Genomic DNA, 17,896 nt, shown 5'->3' on the forward strand with positions numbered 1-17,896 from the left:
GGTGGATCCGCGCCGCCGGCTCAAGAGGGTGTGCCGTGCACGCGCCGCTGCTGAACAGGGGCGCGGACCGCCGGGTAGCGGTCAGGGCGCGGCTGTTTCCGCCTGCCAGAGAGGGCTGGCGTAGTAGTGGTTGTCGAACCGCTCGGAACTCTTCTTGATGTCCTCGACCGTGGCCTCACCCCGGTATACGCGTTCCAGCAGGCGGTAGTAGTCGAAGCGACCCATACCAGGGGTGAAGGCGACAAGGATGTCCGCCTCCTCGTCCCGGGCGGGAGCGAAGGCGTGCGGCAGCCGCGGTGGCACCGTCACGAAGTCGCCCGCCCCGAGAGTGACGATCCGGTCGCCCAGCAGCACGCGCAGGGTGCCGCCGAGCACGAAGAACATCTCCGTCGCCCTGGTGTGGAAGTGGGCGGGGGCACCCGGCGACCCTCTGCGCAGAGTTGCCCGGTTCGCCGTCAGCGCTCCTTGGGTCCCCTCGGAGTCGGCGAGCAGAGTGATGAGGCTGGTGGCCCCGTCCCGCAGCGTTTCGGCGGAGTCGGCGCGGACGAGAAGGGGGCGGGCGGACGCGTCCACAGCGTGTTCGGACATGAGGTTCTCCTCTGGCGTGGTGGGGGAGGTGCGACAACCGGGAACGGCACCGCGCGGCCCGCTCAGGCCCTCACCGGCCCTCGGGCGCCGCGCCGGGCTCCGTCCTTCTGACCGCTACGCTATGCGCCACATTGACCTCGCATAGGGTGCATTCACATGACGGATTCATGGGTCAATCACGCCGGGCGCACCGGCAGCGACCTCCACCTGAACCTCAACTGGAACCCGGCCGAAGGCGGCAGCCGCCGCGCCGTACTCGGCCATGCGCTGCGTGAGGCGATCAGAGAAGGACGGCTGCCGCCCGGCACCCGGCTGCCCCCTTACCGGTCCCTCGCCGCCGACCTCGGACTGGCCCGCAACACCGTCGCCGAGACCTACGCCGAACTCGTCGCCGAAGGATGGCTGACCGCCCGCCAGGGGTCGGGAACCCAGGTCGCGCCCAGAGCTGCGCCGGCCACACCCCCGCGCGTGCCCGACGCCGTGCCGCCCCCGCCGCGACCACCCGCCCACGACCTGCGGCAAGGCCTGCCCGACGCCTCCTCCTTCCCCCGCACGGCCTGGCTGGCCGCCGCCCGGCGTGCCCTGAACGCGGCACCCCACGAAGCATTCGGACCCGGTGACCCCCGAGGACGGCCCGAACTGCGACGGGCCCTCGCCGGATACCTGTCCCGCGTCCGAGGCGTACGTACCAGCCCCGACACGATCATCGTGTGCTCCGGCGTCGCGCACGCCCTGCGCCTGCTCTTCGACGGCGACGTCCTGCACGGCCCTCTGGCCGTGGAATCCTACGGACTGCCCTTCCACCGTTCAGTCCCGGAAGCGGCACGAGTACGGACCGTGCCCCTGACGCTCGACGAACACGGCGCCGACACCTACGATCTGACCGCCCACTCCGGAGTACGGGCGGCCCTGCTCACGCCCGCCCACCAGTTCCCCACCGGAGGGGCCCTCCACCCCCGGCGACGGGCCGCCGCGGTGGACTGGGCACGCGCCACCGGGGGAGTGGTGGTGGAGGACGACTACGACGGGGAGTTCCGCTACGACCGGGAGCCGGTGGGCGCCGTCCAGGGACTCGACCCGCAGCACGTCATCTATCTGGGTTCGCTCAGCAAGAGCCTCTCCCCGGCCCTGCGACTGGGCTGGATGGTCCTCCCGGACCACCTGGTCGAGCCCGTGCTGCGCGCCAAGGGCGAGCGTGAGGCCTGGGCAGGGGTCACGGACCAGCTGACCCTCGCCGACTTCATCGGATCGGGACACTACGACCGTCACATCCGCCGGACCCGGCAGCGCTACCGCCACCGAAGGGACCGCCTGGTCGCGCTCCTCGCCCGCCGAGCACCGCACATCACCCCGACCGGCATCGCCGCCGGACTGCACGCGGTCCTCAACCTGCCACCCGGCACCGAACGGTCCGTGACGCGTGCCGCCGCCCGGCAACGCATCGCGGTGGACCCGCTCGCCGCATTCCGGCACCCGGCCGCCACCATGCCCGCCCACGACGGCCTGGTCGTCGGCTACGCCGCACCCCCCGACCACCGTCTCGGAGCAGCACTCGACGCCCTGTGCGGCATCCTCCCTCCTCCGCCGTGACGGGGTCGATGGCTACGGTCGCCCTGACTGGGGCGACGGCTACGGTCGCCCCCGCACCTGGGGCCGACCGGGCGGTCCGCTGTGGGCCGTGGTCGTCGGGCGGCCCGCACCGTCACCGGTGTACTCGGTGGGCCCCTGGTACGCGGAAGGCCAGCCCTGGCCGTGGGGAGGTCAGTCGTGCGGCCGGCGCGTGTCCGGTCGGTTCAGGTGGCCCAGGACGGCCCGCATCGCGCGGTGTATCGCGTCGCGGGACTCGTCGGTGGGGTCGACGGTCTCGAAGGCGTGGTGGCCGTGGGGCACGTCGACCACCTCCACGTCCGCCCCGCAGTCCTCGGCCGCAGCGAGGAACTCCTCGACGGTGGCGGCGATCGCGGGCATCTCCAGCCCCACGCGGGTGAGGACGACGGGCAGGGTACCGGCGTTCGCCACCGCGCGTGCCGGGTGGAAACGGCCACTGGTCAGGCCCCAGTTGGGCAAGGGCCCGAGGATCGGGTAGGTGGCTGCCAGGCAGCGCAGCCAGGGCGGAGGCGCGTCCAGCCAGTCGGCCGCGATCGGACCTCCGCCGGAGAAGAACCACAGCGCACCACGGTCCGCGTCGACACGGGGGTCGGCCCGGACCAGTTCCATGGCGGCGGCGACGTCGCCGGCCGCGCGCTCGTAGTCGTCCACGTCGTGCAGACGGTGGTCGACGACGGCGGCCACCGCGCCGCCCGCCGCGGCGCAGCGGGCGTACCCCCGCAGGGTCGGCCAGTCCCTCGGCGTGGGGCGCGCGTCGGCGGGGACCGGGCCGCCGTGCACGAACAGCACCGCGGGACGCGGCGCGTCGGCGTCGGGCAGGTACAGGTCGACGTCGCCGTGCCGCTCCCGCCGGGCGTCGGGGACGTCCAGCACGAAGGGGCGTAGGTGTGCGGGCGTATCAGTGGCGTCGGCGGGCACCAGAAGGTGTCCCTCACCGGCCGCGGCCCGCAGCAGCACGTCCGTCAACTCGGCGGGCAGGGAGAGCATCGGCCAGTGACCGGTGGCCAGTTCGAAGAAGGTCACCTGGGGATCGACCAAGGCCCCCAGAGCGGGATCCCCGTGATTCACCCTCATCTGGACCATCTCGATGCTCGCCCCGTTGCCGATGCACAACACGCCCGAGATGGGCACCGAGTCCACCGCGCCGGTCAGCCGGAGAGGCTGCAGCAGCGTGCCCGTCGGCTGCGGCGCGGCCATGGCCGTGAGCCGGTCCAGCGCCGGGCCGGGCACGCCCTCGGTACTGCCCCACCGGCGCCAGCCCTCGTGTGTGGCCGGGGGCGGCAGCGCGTCTTCGGAGTTCCGGTCGCCGCTGCTTCCGGCCAGCCGTCCACGCAGCTGCTGGTCGGGCACCGAGGCCAGGGGCGGGAACGCCGTCCCTGGGCATCCCTGAGTCCAAGTAGACGATCCGGTCGACGCGTCCGGCCCTGCGGTCGGCCGCGCCGAGCGCGGGATGGATGCCGTAGTCGTGACCGACCAACACGATCCGCCGGCCGGTGGCGCCGACGGAGTCGATCACCGCGACGACATCCGCGATGTGGGTCTCCAAGTCGATGCCGTCGCACGGCGGGCGGTGCGGGGGCTCGAGCCCGGTCAGGGGTACTGCGTGCGCCTCAGCGCCCGCCGCGGCCAGCCGGGTGACTGTGTCGTGCCAGACATGGGTGCCGGTGAACATGCCCGACACCAGGATGAAAGCGGTCATGACCTCTCCTTCGAGACTCGACGGAACCGGCCCCGGATCGCCGGCCCGATGACCGGCCCGCGGCCGCAGGTACCGTAGGAACTCCCCTTGAGGGAGGTTCAAGTGCTCACGTCCTACGACGGTTTGTGGGGTATCGGGGAGTTGGCCGCGCGGGCGGGTGTCACCGTCAAGACCGTCCGCTTCTACTCCGACCGCGGTCTGCTGCCCGAAGCAGCTCGCACGGCCGGCGGGCACCGGCGCTACGGCTCGGACGCACTCGACAGGCTGCGCCTGATCCGCTCGCTCCGCGCGCTCGGCCTCTCGGTCCCCGAAGCGCGCCGGGTCCTCGACGAGGAGGACGCGGCCGGCGGCGAGAGCGGGCCGCAAGGCGGCGCGTTGGAGGATGCGGTCGCCGGACGGCTGCGTGAACTCGGCAGCGAGATGGAGGCGTTGCGCTGGAGGGAGGCGGCGCTGCGTCTGGTGCAGGAGTCGGCCCCCAGGGACAGGGCCGACCGGTTGCGGCTGATCGGGCGCCTGTCCGTCCCGCCCGGCACGGCCCCGCTCGTCCGGTTCTGGCGCGGCTGGCTTCCGCCGCGGATGCCCCGCCGGTCGGTCGACGCGTTCCTGGACATCGCGGTGCCACAGCCGCCGCAGGACCCCGCTCCGGCGCAGGTCCTGGCCTTCGCCCGCCTCAACGCCCTGACGCTCGCGCCGTGTCCGGGCGCTGTCCAGCCCCAGCCGGCGGCGCACCGGGCCGCCGGCGCCCGGGAGTCCACTCTGCTGTACGCGGGGCTGGCGAAGTCGTACGAGCTGGCGGGTGTACAGCTACGGCGGGAGCGGGGCCCGCGACCCGGCGAGGCCCTGGACAGCTTCGTCGACGCGTACACACGCGCGTACGGCGTCCGGGACAGCGCGGAGTTCCGGCGCCGACTGGCCGGGCAGCTCGCGGGCGACCCACGGATCGACCGGTACTGGAGCCTGGTGGCCGAGGTCGTCACCGAGCCGGGCCGACGCCCCGAACCGACACCCGGCACCGCCCACGACTGGCTGCTCGCTGCCCTGGCCGCACAGACGGGAACTCCGCTGCCCGCGGCGGTGTGACGAGGGCGCGAAATATTAGTCGGTTATTAGTCGTCCCGGGTGCCTTGACCGTCCTGCCGGGCGGGAGCACTGTTGCTCACTCATCCGCATTAGCGCACCCGGGCTTCCGCCCGACACCCCGCTAATGCGCATTAGTCGCGGGCCGTCCGGAGGTTTGAGCATGGCTGAAAAGGTGCCGTCACGGCAGCGTCGTGGCCGGCCCCGTCAGGCGGAGGTGGCCCGGCTCGCCGGCGTGTCCCAGACGACGGTGTCGCTGGTGCTCGGCGGGAACAAGCAGGGCATCGCCCTGCACGAGGACACCCGCGCCCGGGTGTTGGCCGCAGCGCGGGAACTGGGCTACGTGCCCGACCCCGCGGCCCGGCGGCTCGCGGCGGCCCGCAACAACCTGCTGGGCGTGTTCAGCTTCACCGCGACCTTCCCGACCGCGGTGGAACACTCCTACTACCCGTTCCTGGTCGGTGTGGAGCAGGAGGCGGCCGCCCAGGGGTACGACCTGGTGCTGTTCACCGGCTCCAGCTCCGGGGGCGCCCAGGCGCACGAGCCGGGAGCGCTGGACCGGGTGCGGCTCGCGGACGGATGCCTCTTCCTCGGCCGGCACGTCCCCGACGACCAGCTGGGCAAGCTCGTCGCCGACGGCTACCCGGCCGTGCACATCGGCCGCCGTGACGAGCCGCAGGGACTCGCCTGGGTCGGTGCCGACTATGTCGCCGCGTCCGCCCAAGTCGTCCGGCATCTCACCGAACTGGGCCACACCCGCGTCCTGTTCGTTCGCGAGGACGACGACGCCCTGGCGTCCACCGACCGTGAGCGAGGTTTCCGCGTCGGGCTCGCGCGGTACGGCCACCAGGATCGTGCCGACGACCCGGCCGTCGTGGTGCGCACCTCGCACCCCGAGGTCGACATCACGCCCGAGTGGGTGCGCACGCGGTTGGACGAAGGCGTCACCGCCTTCATCACGGAGGAGACGGACAGCGGAGCGGTCTGGCGAGCGCTGCAGGCCGCCGTCACCGAGGCCGGTCTCGACGTTCCCGGAGACCTGTCCCTGGCCCTGCTCGGGTCCCCGCCCGCCGATCTGGCCACCGCCCAGTCACCGACAGGCTTCGATGTACCCCGTGCCGATCTGGGTGCGGCCGCGGTCCGCCTGCTCATCGCCCAGATGTCCGGACTGGAGCACGAAGAGCCCTTGGTGGCCTGTGCGTTCCGGCCCGGACCCACCACCGCCCCGCCACCCGGCCGAGCACCCCGCTAGAACCCGGAGGCCGGCGGACGACGGCCCGCGCCGACCATCGGACCGGCCCCTCCGCCCGACGCGCCCGCCCACCTCACCCCTTGACGCCACCCCGCTAGGCCGACGGCGAACCTTCCCCGCCCCGACGAAACCGTCGCCACGCCACCGACGGACCACCGCTGCCCATTTCACCCCCGGCCCGTCCCACCGCCCCCCAACCACACCCGCCCCACGGCGTCCCACCCCACGCCGTTCACCCCGCGAGGAGCCAGCACCGTATGCCCATCCCCACCGGAACCCCCACCGACACCGACGTCCTCGTCACCGGCGGCGGTACGGGCGGCGTCGCCGCCGCGCTGGCCGCCTGCCGCGCCGGACGCACCGTCCTCCTCACCGAGGAGAGCGACTGGATCGGCGGACAGCTCACCGCGCAGGCCGTCCCCCCGGACGAGCACCCGTGGGTCGAGCAGTTCGGTGTCACGGCCGCCTACCGGGAGCTACGCGAGGGGATCCGCGCGTACTACCGGCAGTGGTACCCGCTGCGCGCCGAGGCCCGGGACCTGCCCCACCTCAACCCCGGCGCCGGCCGGGTCAGCAAGCTCTGCCACGAACCGCGAGTGGCCCTGACCGTCCTGGAGTCGATGCTCGCCCCGCACATCGCGGCCGGCCGGCTCACCGTGCTGACCCACACCCGGCCGGTCGCCGCCGACACCGACGGCGACGTCCTGCGCGCCGTCACCGTGGAGGACGTCCGCGACGGATCCAGGCACACCGTCGCCGCCCCCTACGTCCTGGATGCCACGGAGACCGGCGAACTGCTCGAACTCGCAGACGCAGAGCACGCCGTGGGCGCCGAGGCCCGTTCCGAGTACGACGAGCCGCACGCCCCCGACACCGCCGACCCGCTCAACCAGCAGGGCATCACCGTCTGTTTCGCGCTCTCCCACCACGAGGGCGAGGACCACACCATCGACCGCCCCGCCGACTACGGCTTCTGGCGTTCCTACCGGCCCGACTTCTGGCCGGGCCCGCTCCTCGGCTTCCTCGCCCCGGACCCCCGCTCCCTCGACCCGGTGCCGCGCACCTTCGTACCCAACCCGGACGTGGACCCCCTGCGCGTGGACGCCGACCAGAGCGCCGACGCCGGCGACAAGGAACTGTGGGGCTTCCGCCGCATCCTGGCCCGCGCCCTGCACCGCCCCGGCGCCTTCGACTCCGACATCACGCTCGTCAACTGGCCACTGAACGACTACTGGCTCAAGCCGCTGATCGGCGCCGGCGAGGAGACGTCACGCGCTGCCGTGGCGGAAGCCCGGCGGCTCTCCCTGTCCGTCCTGTACTGGCTCCAGACCGAGGCACCCAGGACCGACGGAGGCACCGGCTTCCCCGGCCTGCGGCTGCGTCCCGACGTCACCGGCACCGCCGACGGTCTCGCCAAGGCGCCCTACGTCCGTGAGTCCCGCCGTATCAAGGCCGTCACCACCGTCACCGAGCACGACGTCGCCATCGACCTCGTCGGCCCGTACGGGGGCACCCGTCATCGTGACTCCGTGGGTGTCGGCGGCTACCGCATCGACCTGCACCCCTCCACCGGCGGCGACAACTACATCGACATCGGTTCGGTGCCGTTCGAGATCCCCCTCGGCGCACTGCTGCCCCGCCGCATGCGCAACCTGCTGCCCGCCGGCAAGAACATCGGCACCACCCACATCACCAACGGCTGCTACCGCCTCCACCCGGTCGAATGGAACATCGGCGAGGTCGCCGGCGCGCTCGCCGCGCACTGCCTGGAGGAGGGCGTCCGCCCACACCAGGTCCAGGAGGAGGACAAGCGGCTGGAGGAGTTCACCCGCGTGCTGGACCGGGCCGGCGTGCAGCGCCACTGGCCCGACGTACGCGGCTACTGAGCCCTCGCACCCGCCCGCCGGGCTCCGGGGCGGTACGGCTCCGGAGCCGCGCCCGCCCGCCGCACCGTCCGTTGCCGTGCGCACGAACACAAGGAGGTGTTTTCCCATGGCCCCGACCCCAACCCCGAGCCCGACCCCAATCCCGAGCCCGACCCCAACCCCGAGCCCGACCCCAGCCCCGAGCTCGACCCCAGCCCCGAGCTCGACCCCAACCCCGAGCCCGACCCCAGCCCCGAGCTCGACCCCGACCCCGGACCCGACCCCGCACCCGCACCGCATCCGCGTCGGCATCGACGTCGGAGGAACCTTCACCGACGCCGTGGCCGTCGACTCCGTAACCCTGGCTCTGGTGGCCCAGGTGAAGGTTCCCACCACCCACCACCACGAGGACGGTGTCGCCCACGGCATCGTCGAGGCACTCGACCGGCTGCTGAAGGACGTCGGCCGCACCCCCGAGGACGTCGCGTTCCTCGCCCATGGCACGACCCAGGCGACCAACGCGCTTCTGGAGGGCGACGTCGCACCCGTGGGCCTCATCGGGATCGGCTCCGGTCCTGGCGCCCTGCCCACCCGGCGGCTCGCCGGGCTCGCCTCCCTCGAACTCACCCCGGGCAAATCCCTCCCGCTGCACTACGCCCACGTCGCCGACCCCGACGACACCGCGGCGGTCCGCACGGCCGTCGACACGGTGGTCTCCGCGGGGGCCGAAGTGCTGGTCGCCACCGAGCCGTTCGGCGTCGACGACCCGGACGGCGAGCGCGCCGTGCGGGACGTGGCACGCGAGCGAGGGCTGCCGGTGACCGCCGCGCACGAGATCACCTCCCTGTACGGGCTGCGCAAGCGGACCAGGACCGCCGTGGTCAACGCGGCCATCCTGCCGAGGATGCTCGCCACCGCCGACCTGGTGGACCGCGGCATCACGGCCGCAGGGGTGACGGCGCCGCTGATGGTGATGCGCTGCGACGGGGGCGTGATGTCGCTGGACGAGATGCGCCGGCGCCCCCTGCTCACCGTGCTGTCGGGCCCCGCGGCCGGGGTGGCCGGCGCGCTGATGCGGGAACGGGTCAGTGACGGCGTCTTCCTGGAGACCGGAGGCACCTCGACGGACATCAGCGTCGTCCGCCGCGGCAAGGTCGCCGTACGGCACGCCACGATCCTCGGCAGACCGTCGTACCTGTCCGCACTCGACGTGCGCACCGTCGGCGTCGGAGGCGGCTCCATGGCCCGGGTCGCGGACGGCCGCCTGCATGCCGTCGGGCCGCGCAGCGCCCACATCGCCGGCCTGCCGTACGCCTGCTTCGCCACCCTGGACGACCTGGCCGGCGCCACCCTGGCCACCGTGTCCCCCCTCGACGGCGACCCGGACGACTACGTGGTCGTCGAGGCGGCCGGCGGACGCTTCGCCCTCACCCTGACCTGCGCGGCCAACGCCCTGGGCCGGGTCCCCGCCGGCGACTTCGCCGCCTGCGACCCCGAAGTCGCCCGCGCCGCCCTCCAGTCGCTCGCGGACGCCCTCGGCACCGACGTCGAGGGGGCCGCCGCCCGGTTCCTCGACGCGGGCGTACGGCAGGTCCGGGAGGTCACCGAGGCGATGATGGGCGACTACGGACTCGACCGGGACACCGCCGTACTGGTCGGCGGGGGAGGCGGCGCCGCCTCGGTCACCCCGCACCTGGCCGCGGACACCGGTCTGCCCGGCCGCATCGCCCGGCACAACGAGGTCATCAGCCCCATCGGGGTGGCCCTCGCTCTCGTCCGCGAGCAGATCGAGCGGATCGTCCCCGGCGCGACCCAGGAGCAGATCCTCGGCGTGCGTGCCGAGGCCGAGGCCGCCGTCGTCGCCCAGGGCGCCGATCCCGCCGCCGTGGAGGTGGAGGTCACCGTCGACCCGCAGACCAACACCGTGCGGGCCGTCGCCACCGGAGCCACCGAACTGCGCACCCAGGGCCTGGCACACCGCGCCGACGACGCCGAGCGGCTCGAGCTGGCCGCCGCGAGCCTGCGCGCCGATCCCGCCGCCGTCGAGGTGCTCGCCGCCACGCCCGCACACACCGTGTACGGCACCGTCCGACGCCGCCGCTTCCGCAAGGCCCGGCACCCGGTGCGGGTGCTGGACGCCGACGGCGTGGTGCGGCTGCACGCGGCCGACGCCACGGTCGCCCCGACCACCGTCGGCGAAGCACCGGAACTCCTGGCCGGTCTGGTGCGCGACACCACCTCCTACGGCGACGGGGGAGTGCGGGCCCCGGCGCTGCGGCTGTTGTTCGGTTCCCGCATCGCCGACCTCTCCGGCGTCCTGGAGGCGGGACCGCTGCTGGCCCTCGCCCGTAGCGAACTGCGGTCCCGCGCCGCCGACGAGCCGGTCGTCGCGGTCCTGGAGGTACGCACATGAGCACCCGCGCACCCCAGGTACCGGCCCCGGCCGGCTCCCCGCTCGACACCCTGCCCCCGGCCCGCCGGGAGGAGCTGCGCACCGCCTGCGCGCACCTCGCGGCTTCGGACGACACGGAGTTCGGCGTACGGCTGCTCGCCAACACTCCGGGGCACGAGACGCGCGGCGAGACACTGCTGCGCGCATGGGCCCGGACGGCGGCGGAGTTCGGCACCGAGCTGGCCGCCGGCGCACCGGACGACACCGGTCCGGGCGCCCCGGGGACGCGCGTCGTCGAGACCACCGGCGGCGCGGACCGGCTGCTCCTGGCCCGGTACCGCTCCCGGCCCGTGCCCACCGTCGAACTGTTCACCGACACCCTCGCCCTCGGCGAGCACCTGGTGGACCTCCTCGGCTGGCGGGACCTGTACCCCGCCGGCTCCCTGCGGGCCGCGGCCCTCGCCCACGAGCGGGCCCACTGCCTGCTGCACGAGGACACCGTCGCGCGCCGTGCGCTGCGCGACCGGCTCGGGCACACCGCCCTGCGGATCGGCCCGCTGCGCGTTCCCGGGCACGTCGCCGGGGCCGGCGAACTCGTCGCGCACGCCTACGCGGGCGCCGTCTGCGGCCTGCGCCGCACCCCGCTCCTGCTCACCGCCGCGCTGATGGGCGCGGTCCAGGCCCTCCGAGAGGACTGAGGCCCGCCATGGGAATAGTCATCCTGCTGCTCATGCTCGCCGGGGTCGGGCTCATGCTGGCCCGCGTGCTCCCCACCGCCTTCGCGCTGGTCCTCCTCGGCGTCGCCATCGCGGTCGCCGCCGGGGCGCCGCTCACCGGGGAGAACAGCATCCTCGACACGGTCCTCCAGGAAGGTGCCCCGGCCCTCGCCGCGACCATGCTGGCCGTGCTGATCGGCTCCTGGCTGGGGAAGCTGATGGAGGAGACCGGCATCGCGGGCACCCTGGTCCGCAAGATCGTCGAGTTCGGCGGCGACCGCCCCACGGTCGTCGCCCTGGGTGTCCTCACGGTCTCCGCCCTCGTCGGCACCGTCACCGGCTCCGCGCCCGCGGCGATGATGGCGGGCATCATCGGCATCCCCGCGATGATCGCGGTGGGCATCCCGAAGACCACCGCCGCCGGCACGATCCTCATGGGCATCGCCGCCGGTATGCCCTTCGAACTGCCCGTCTGGCAGTTTTTCTCCACCGCGCTGGAACTGCCCATCGACACGGTGAAGAGTTACATGCTCAAGCTGTTCCCGTTCGCGGCCTTCTTCGCGGTGCTGTTCGTGCTCGTGGAGTCCCGCCGCAAGGGCGTCGAACACGCCTGGTCGCTCACGTCGGCCGCCGAGCGCACCGGCGGCGGAAGCCCCCGCGAGCGGCGGCGCGCCCGCGCCCGCCGGATGGGCGACGCCCCCTGGTACGCGCTGCTCGCCCCCCCTCGTGCCGCTGGTCCTCGCGCTCGGCTTCGACGTGGCCGTCATCCCGTCGATGCTCGCCGGTGTGCTGTGGGCCCTGCTGACCACGACCCGTCCCGGACACCTCAACAAGCGGCTCCTGCGCACCCTTTACGGGGGATTCGAGGTCGCCGCCCCGCCCATCGCGCTCTTCGTCGCGATCGGTGTCCTGCTCGCGGCGGTGAAGCTCCCCGGCGCCGTCGAGGCGCTGAACCCGCTCGTCGAAGCCGTCGCACCGGGCAACCCCGTCGTCTTCGTCCTCGTGTTCACGCTGCTGGTGCCGCTGTGCCTGTACCGCGGGCCGCTCAACGTGTACGGCCTCGGCGCGGGGATCGCCGGGGTCCTCATCGCCGCCGGCATCTACCCGGCCGTGGCCGTGCTCGGCCTGACCGCCTCCTACAACCAGGTGTTCGGCGTCAGCGACCCGACGAGCACCCAGACCGTGTGGGCGGCGCAGTACGCGGGCGTCGGCCCCCAACAGGTGATGCTCCGCACCCTGCCCTACGTGTGGTGCGTCGCCCTCGGCGGTCTGATCGTCACCGCCACCACCCAGCTGTGAGCCGCGCACGATCCGCACCCCGCCCCCCGTCCGAAGGAGCCGTGACCTCATGACGTTCGACCGCCGCACCTTCCTGCGCACCGCCACCGCCGGCGGCGCCGTGTTCGCCTTCGGCGCGCAGGGCGCCCGCCCGGCCACCGCCGCCCCAGGCGGCTTCCCCGACTACCGCCACGTCCGAACCTTGCTCACCCCTGGACGGCTCTCCTACAACCCCACCGGGGAGATCATCTTCCCGTGCGTGAGGGGGGTCTACGACAAGCTGAGCGCCCCGCTCGGCCGCTACTACCTGTACTACGCCCCGCACGACGCGCCGGGCGGCATCTGCCTCGCCCACGGCGACTCGCTGGAGGGCCCGTTCACGGAGTACCCGGGCAACCCGATCGTGAGCAACGACTGGTCCCCGCACTACAAGGTCAGCCACGTCTCCTCACCGCACGTGCTGTGGAACACCGACGTCCGTGAGCTGTGGCTGTACTTCCACGGCGAGAACACCACCACCCGCCTCGCCCGCTCCAAGGACGGCGTGCACTTCACCTACGACAAGACCGTCCTCAGCACGTCGATGATGCCGGCGGGCACCACCGAGACCTCCTACGCCCGGGTCTTCCGGCACGACCTGCCCGCGCGCGGTGCCCGCTACGTGATGCTGTTCATGTGGAACACCACCTCCGACCACCGGGACATCGGCTGGGGCTGGTCACCGGACGGCCGCACCTGGGAGTTCTCCGACCGGCCCCTGATCGACCACGCCGCGGTCGGCGCGGTGAACGTCGGCGGTCCGCACCTGCTCACCCGCGGCGGCAGCGCGTACGTCGTCTACAACACCGACAAGGGCAGCGGCGGCGACATCCTGATCACCGAGGTGGGCAACGACTTCTCCCGCCGCGACCACCTCGGCGTGTTCTACGCCTCGGGCGGCGCGGCGCCGGAGAACGGACGCGCGGCCTCACCCTCGTTCGGTACGGACGGCGGCGTGCCCTACATGGTGTACGAGGCGGGGGAGCGGTTGTCGGGGGCGATCGCGCTGGCCCGCGGCACGGCGCCCTCACCCCGCTGACGGACCGGATGCGCACGTCCCGTCCGGCCCGCGCCCGCACCGCCGTGGGCGGGGCCGGGTGCGTCGGGTGAGGGGTCAGAGCACCTGCTGAAGCCAGTCGAAGACGACTTCGCAGTGCAGTTGGGGTGCCATGGGGGAGCAGTGGAGCTGGGCGCCCTCGGCAGCGGTGAGCTTCAGGTAGTCCTTGGGTCCGCCCAGGGCGTCGTACATCTGCCGGGGCTGGCCGGGGTAGAACTGCTCGTCGTCGTAGTCGAGGACGAGCGTCGGCATGGTGATGCGCGGGACGACGTCGGTGATGTCCAGTGAGGTGATCCGGCGGGCAGGTGTCCAGAAGTCGGTGAAGGTCCGGTCCCGGCGGGCAGCGAGCATCGCCTCCACGGAGAACGGTTCGAAGCGTTTCCGCAGCGTGGCCGCCTCGTCCGGGGTCAGCTCGGGGACGACCTCCTCGTTCCAGATCCGGTTGGTCTCCTCCTTGTCCGGGGTGAGGATCTCCCGCAGTTCCGCGGGGAAGCCCAGCCACGGATCGACACAGCCCGGCATGGCGACCAGCGCGGCGATGCGGTCCTCGAAGGCGGCGGCCCGGGGCGCCAGGTCGCCGCCCATGCTCAGGCCGGTGAGCGCGATCCGCCGGGTCTCCACGTCGGGCCGCGTCTCCAGCCAGTCGATCAGCGGGGAGACGACCTTCTCCCAGGTGGGTGTGAAGACCATCTGGTCCACGAAGAGCAGCTGCCCCTGTCCGGGGCCGTCGTAGACCAAGGCGTTCCAGCCGCGCTCCAGGGCGGCGGCGACGCCATAGGTCCACATGTCGACGTTCTGGCCGTCGCTGCCGTTGGTGAGGATGACGGTCGGGCGGCAGTGGTCGGAGGGCTCCGGCCGGAAGAACCACACCGGCAGGGTGGTGTCGCCGTACGGGACCTGCGCGCGCACCGGTTCCGGGTCGCACAGGTCGCAGAACCGCTCCCAAGCCCGCCGGCCCGCCCGGTACAGGTCCTCCTCGCTGCCCGGGGCGTCCGAACCGAGGACGAAGAACAGGGCCTGGCCGTAGTACTGGGCGGCGCGCAGCGCGCGGGAGCGCCTGGTGGCGTCGTCGGGCCTGCTGCCCGGGGGCGGGACCATGAGACGGTCGCCGAGCTCACGGAACGTCCGGACGTACGCCTGCGAGGAGAGGCCGGCCCGGTTGATGGCGTTCACGGCGGTGAGGACCTCGCCCACCTCGGCGCTGCCGGAGCCGGCTCCGCCGAGCGCCAGGAGGCCGTTGAAGTTGAAGGCGGGGTCGTCGAACAGGGTCATTACCCCGGGGGTCGGGGTGCCGTCGGGAGCAGTGGGCCGGGGGTTGCCGCCACGGCCGGGCGCGGCCGCGGGCCTCACCCCCTCCGGGGCGGCGCAACCGGCAAGGACGGCCGCCCCGGCCCCGCCTATCAGGCCGGTCAGGGCGGCGCGGCGGCTGGGCGCGGACGCGCGGTCGGTCGATGCGTTCGTCATGTCTGCGAACGTAAGCGGGGTGTGGAGGGCCCTCCACCGGCCGGATCGACCGTTGCTCCGATCGGCGGTTCGGACGAACCACGACCATGGGCGCTACGACGATGGCGGGAGAGGTCCCCTCCCGCGATGCCGTGCGCGTCGCATGTCCACTCGTGCGCCGCGCATCGGCGTCCCCTCCTCGGCCAGCAGCCGGGGTGCCTGACCCTGGTGGCACGTCGCGGGCGTACCGTCGGCATGGACCACGCGCCACCAGGGCACGCCTTCGTCGAGCAGACCCATCGCCCGCCCCACCTGCCGAGGGCCCGTTCCGATCCATTCCGCGATGTCGCCGTAGGAAGCGACGCTTCCTGACGGGATGGCCGCCACTGCCTCGCGGACCTCCGCGACGATATCCGTACTCATCTCACGCACCTCAGGGCGCAGGGTAGGTGATGCGGCCGTCGTGGACGACCGCGTTCTCGTTCAAGGACGCCGGTTTCGCCACTGTGGCCGACATGATGTGGACGACGTCCGTACCGGCGACGATCAGCGCGTCAGTGATCAGTCTGCGGTGGCAGCGCCACGGCACCGCCTCACTGCACATGATCACCGGCCGCCCGTGCGCGGCGAGGTCGAGCAGCTCACCCAGCCCCTTCTCGAACTCGCTGCTCATCATGTGATCGGCATAGTCCCGGAACGCCTTTACCCGCCACGCCGTGTTGACGCTCTCGACGCCTTTGGGGGTGTGCCGTCTGCCGCCCAGCTCCCGGATCCACCGGTACTGGATGGCAGGGGGGAGAGCGTCGACGATCGCGTCCTGATTCCACTGCGGGAACGTGCGCGATGCCGGAAAGGAACGGACATCCACCAGGTGGGAGATCTCATGTTCCCGCAGCATCGACAGGACCTCGTCGAAGGCACGGGTCGAGTGCCCGATGGTGTATACGCGGTTCGCCATCACATCTCCGTGTCACGCCGCCAGAGGTCACACGGCTTCCCGGCCTATGGGAAGCCGCCCACATGGGCGGGCGCGAGAGCCGGCGGCATCAGCTGTATTCCATTGTGCTTCCCCTTCCCGGGGCAACGAGATGTGTCTCTTCGTACTTGATCACGTGCTGCGGTCCGTTTCTGTGGCGTGGCGTCGGAGAGTCCCCGCTCGGAAGGCCGTCGGACAGGACGCCCCTGAAACACCTGCGCTCTGCGCTCACCGGTTCCACGTCTTGCGGACCAGGTGGCATTCCTTCTGGTGGACCAGGGTGCGGCGAATTCCGCGCGAAGTGATCAAGACATGGACCTCATGGAAGTCTTCGTCGCGTTGCTCGCCAACCGTCAGAACCTCGACGCCTGAGCGTCCGTACCGTCCGCGCCCCGTTGAAGCGGTGAGGTGGGGCCCGTAGTTTTCCGACGGAGCGTTCAACCACAGCGCCGACGACAGCGGGGTGCTGCCGAACCTGAGCAGTTTCGGCAGCACCTGGCACGAATCCACCGCCGGAACAGGGCTCCGGCCGTGAGGAGGAGAACGGCCGCTACCGCCGACGGAACCAGCGGCGCGGCCACCGGGCCGGCCCGTCCGAATGTCGAGTCGCGGCCGAATCAGTCAGGGCGCGTCGACCAGGGTCCGGCCGTCGGTGACGACAGGGGCGGCGAAGACGCTCGCGTAGTAGGACTGCACGCGGGACCGTTCGGTCGCGTTGGGGACGGCGCTGGTGCAGGACGTGCCGGCACTGGAGCCCGACATCAGCTGAGAGCACGGGCCGGGCTTGGTGTCCCGCAGACCGAGGCTGTGCCCCAGTTCGTGGGCGGCGATCCGGGTCTTGTTGTAACCGTCGCTCACGGCCTGACTGCCGAGTTCGACGCGGACCTGGCGGCCGGGCCGGACAGGGCCGAGCGTGGCCTGCGGCCAGCCCGTCGTCGCGACGATCACGATCTCGGCGGCGCCGCCAGGTGCCGCTTCCACCAGCCTCACGTTGCTTACGTTGGCGTTCCACGAGGCGACCCCGGCCGCGATGGCGGCTTCCCAGCCCGCGGCACGACTGTCGTCGTAGCGAAGGGTCACCACCGCTGCCTGGGCGTCGGGCTGTTCGACGGCGGGGGCGGCGGACGCGGCACCTGCCATCGCGAGGACGAGCGCGGTCGCGGACGTGCCTGCCTTGATCCATGTGACGAGGGGCATTGCTGCTCCTGTTCCGTGGGGAGAGTCCGGCCCCGGCGGCGCCGGGTGCGCAAAGGAGCGGCTGAGCTGTCCGGTGGGGCCGGACGCACCGTCGACCGCCCCTCCAGGGCCATGCGATCGTACGCCGAGCAACCTTGATCAGTCATGTACCTGTCATGTCAATTTCGCGCCATGTTCGGTGACGCGCGCGGCAACTCGATCCCGTCGTTGCACTTGCTCACATCTCTACGGCGCGACCACCCGATAGCCGACTGTCGCCCGGGGAAGATTCGTCTCATCGATGCCCCCGCCGTCCGCGGCGTGCTCGTCCCCGCCGCGCTGCGTCTGCTGGGGAACGCGGCCTGGTACGCCCGGGCTTCCTGCGCGGGTTCCACGCGCGGTACGGCCTGGGCGAAGGCTGTCCCAGGCCGACGTCCACCTCCGGACCGGCGGCAGCTGCCCGGGCGGCACGAAGGAGACGAGCACGGTCTGCCCCCCGCCTGACCACCGATCAGGCCCTCACCGCCGATGCCGCCTCCGAGGTGTGCCGAGGTGTGCTGGTCAGCGGCAGTCGCTGCCGCAGGGGCAGTCGTCCCCGGGCACGGTACGCCTGCCCGGCACTCCAGCTCGGCATCCCCGCACGCCGCGTCCGCAGGGGTCCGAATGACGCTCCCCGCAGCGATGCCTCGAAGTGGCGAGTTGTCACCTCCTGCGAAGGCCGCGCGGCAGC

At 72.6% G+C, this 17,896-nt stretch carries 15 protein-coding genes and 1 pseudogene; 8 read left to right on the forward strand and 8 right to left on the reverse strand.

What is annotated here, in order from left to right:
• Positions 1-81 precede the first annotated feature (81 nt).
• A complete protein-coding gene (locus B100_RS0131680) occupies positions 82-588 on the reverse strand; it encodes a cupin domain-containing protein (RefSeq protein WP_024888387.1) in 507 nt (168 codons plus the stop codon).
• Positions 589-744: 156 nt separating this feature from the next.
• Between B100_RS0131680 and pdxR the strand changes: the two genes are divergently transcribed.
• Positions 745-2,178, forward strand: a complete 1,434-nt coding sequence (gene pdxR / locus B100_RS0131685; protein ID WP_024888388.1) for a MocR-like pyridoxine biosynthesis transcription factor PdxR — start codon at positions 745-747, stop codon at positions 2,176-2,178.
• Positions 2,179-2,349: 171 nt separating this feature from the next.
• Here the strand turns inward: pdxR and B100_RS37845 are convergent, their stop codons facing one another.
• Positions 2,350-3,219, reverse strand: coding sequence for an alpha/beta hydrolase (locus tag B100_RS37845; protein WP_486585748.1), 870 nt, complete (start codon positions 3,217-3,219; stop codon positions 2,350-2,352).
• A complete protein-coding gene (locus B100_RS37850) occupies positions 3,128-3,895 on the reverse strand; it encodes an alpha/beta fold hydrolase (protein WP_486585749.1) in 768 nt (255 codons plus the stop codon). Before B100_RS37850 ends, B100_RS37845 begins: the two co-directional genes overlap by 92 nt.
• A gap of 102 nt (positions 3,896-3,997) precedes the next feature.
• Here B100_RS37850 and B100_RS0131695 point away from each other — a divergent pair, with 102 nt between their 5' ends.
• The 7 genes and pseudogenes from B100_RS0131695 (at position 3,998) to B100_RS0131725 (ending at position 13,553) form a co-directional block, all read left to right on the forward strand.
• Positions 3,998-4,975: a MerR family transcriptional regulator gene (locus tag B100_RS0131695; RefSeq protein WP_024888389.1), complete on the forward strand. Its 978-nt coding sequence runs from the start codon at positions 3,998-4,000 to the stop codon at positions 4,973-4,975.
• Between the two features lie 160 nt (positions 4,976-5,135).
• Positions 5,136-6,224 (forward strand): LacI family DNA-binding transcriptional regulator, encoded by a 1,089-nt coding sequence (locus B100_RS0131700; RefSeq protein WP_106967137.1) that lies wholly within the window; start codon positions 5,136-5,138, stop codon positions 6,222-6,224.
• A 257-nt stretch (positions 6,225-6,481) separates the two neighbouring features.
• A complete protein-coding gene (locus B100_RS0131705; protein WP_024888391.1) occupies positions 6,482-8,110 on the forward strand; it encodes an FAD-dependent oxidoreductase in 1,629 nt (542 codons plus the stop codon).
• Positions 8,111-8,387: 277 nt separating this feature from the next.
• A complete protein-coding gene (locus B100_RS0131710) occupies positions 8,388-10,502 on the forward strand; it encodes a hydantoinase/oxoprolinase family protein (RefSeq protein WP_037723906.1) in 2,115 nt (704 codons plus the stop codon).
• Positions 10,499-11,179 (forward strand): hypothetical protein, encoded by a 681-nt coding sequence (locus B100_RS0131715; RefSeq protein ID WP_106967138.1) that lies wholly within the window; start codon positions 10,499-10,501, stop codon positions 11,177-11,179. The genes B100_RS0131710 and B100_RS0131715 overlap by 4 nt, the downstream gene beginning before the upstream one ends.
• An 8-nt stretch (positions 11,180-11,187) precedes the next feature.
• Positions 11,188-12,496: pseudogene (locus B100_RS34535) on the forward strand (TRAP transporter large permease subunit).
• A 49-nt stretch (positions 12,497-12,545) separates the two neighbouring features.
• The gene (locus tag B100_RS0131725; RefSeq protein WP_024888394.1) at positions 12,546-13,553 is read left to right on the forward strand and encodes a hypothetical protein; all 1,008 of its coding nucleotides are present in this window, start codon (positions 12,546-12,548) and stop codon (positions 13,551-13,553) included.
• Positions 13,554-13,628: 75 nt separating this feature from the next.
• On the opposite strand, the gene B100_RS0131730 is transcribed toward B100_RS0131725, so the two are convergent.
• The 5 genes from B100_RS0131730 to B100_RS0131745 all read right to left on the reverse strand — a co-directional run bounded on the left by B100_RS0131730 (position 13,629) and on the right by B100_RS0131745 (position 17,187).
• Positions 13,629-15,035 (reverse strand): acyl-CoA thioester hydrolase/BAAT C-terminal domain-containing protein, encoded by a 1,407-nt coding sequence (locus tag B100_RS0131730; protein ID WP_024888395.1) that lies wholly within the window; start codon positions 15,033-15,035, stop codon positions 13,629-13,631.
• Positions 15,036-15,128: 93 nt separating this feature from the next.
• Positions 15,129-15,437, reverse strand: coding sequence for an MGMT family protein (locus tag B100_RS36080; RefSeq protein WP_078541292.1), 309 nt, complete (start codon positions 15,435-15,437; stop codon positions 15,129-15,131).
• 10 nt (positions 15,438-15,447) lie between these two features.
• On the reverse strand, positions 15,448-15,972 hold the full coding sequence (locus tag B100_RS0131735) for a DUF488 domain-containing protein (RefSeq protein ID WP_024888396.1): 525 nt from the start codon (positions 15,970-15,972) through the stop codon (positions 15,448-15,450).
• Positions 15,973-16,218: 246 nt separating this feature from the next.
• Positions 16,219-16,485 carry a hypothetical protein gene (locus B100_RS37080; RefSeq protein ID WP_158686765.1) on the reverse strand — a complete coding sequence of 89 codons (267 nt, stop codon included), beginning with the start codon at positions 16,483-16,485 and terminating at the stop codon, positions 16,219-16,221.
• 126 nt (positions 16,486-16,611) lie between these two features.
• The gene (locus tag B100_RS0131745; RefSeq protein ID WP_024888397.1) at positions 16,612-17,187 is read right to left on the reverse strand and encodes a snapalysin family zinc-dependent metalloprotease; all 576 of its coding nucleotides are present in this window, start codon (positions 17,185-17,187) and stop codon (positions 16,612-16,614) included.
• Positions 17,188-17,896 lie beyond the last annotated feature (709 nt).

It is taken from the genome of Streptomyces sp. CNH189, assembly GCF_000527195.1.

Bases quoted from the DNA above. Each gene is read 5' to 3' on its own strand.
- B100_RS0131745 (WP_024888397.1), bottom strand. From the start codon at position 17,187: ATGCCCCTCGTCACATGGATCAAGGCAGGCACGTCCGCGACCGCGCTC.
- B100_RS36080 (WP_078541292.1), bottom strand. From the start codon at position 15,437: ATGAGTACGGATATCGTCGCGGAGGTCCGCGAGGCAGTGGCGGCCATC.
- B100_RS0131700 (WP_106967137.1), top strand. From the start codon at position 5,136: ATGGCTGAAAAGGTGCCGTCACGGCAGCGTCGTGGCCGGCCCCGTCAG.
- B100_RS0131735 (WP_024888396.1), bottom strand. From the start codon at position 15,972: ATGGCGAACCGCGTATACACCATCGGGCACTCGACCCGTGCCTTCGAC.
- B100_RS0131715 (WP_106967138.1), top strand. From the start codon at position 10,499: ATGAGCACCCGCGCACCCCAGGTACCGGCCCCGGCCGGCTCCCCGCTC.
- B100_RS37850 (WP_486585749.1), bottom strand. From the start codon at position 3,895: ATGACCGCTTTCATCCTGGTGTCGGGCATGTTCACCGGCACCCATGTC.
- B100_RS0131680 (WP_024888387.1), bottom strand. From the start codon at position 588: ATGTCCGAACACGCTGTGGACGCGTCCGCCCGCCCCCTTCTCGTCCGC.
- B100_RS0131705 (WP_024888391.1), top strand. From the start codon at position 6,482: ATGCCCATCCCCACCGGAACCCCCACCGACACCGACGTCCTCGTCACC.
- pdxR (WP_024888388.1), top strand. From the start codon at position 745: ATGACGGATTCATGGGTCAATCACGCCGGGCGCACCGGCAGCGACCTC.
- B100_RS0131725 (WP_024888394.1), top strand. From the start codon at position 12,546: ATGACGTTCGACCGCCGCACCTTCCTGCGCACCGCCACCGCCGGCGGC.
- B100_RS0131730 (WP_024888395.1), bottom strand. From the start codon at position 15,035: ATGACGAACGCATCGACCGACCGCGCGTCCGCGCCCAGCCGCCGCGCC.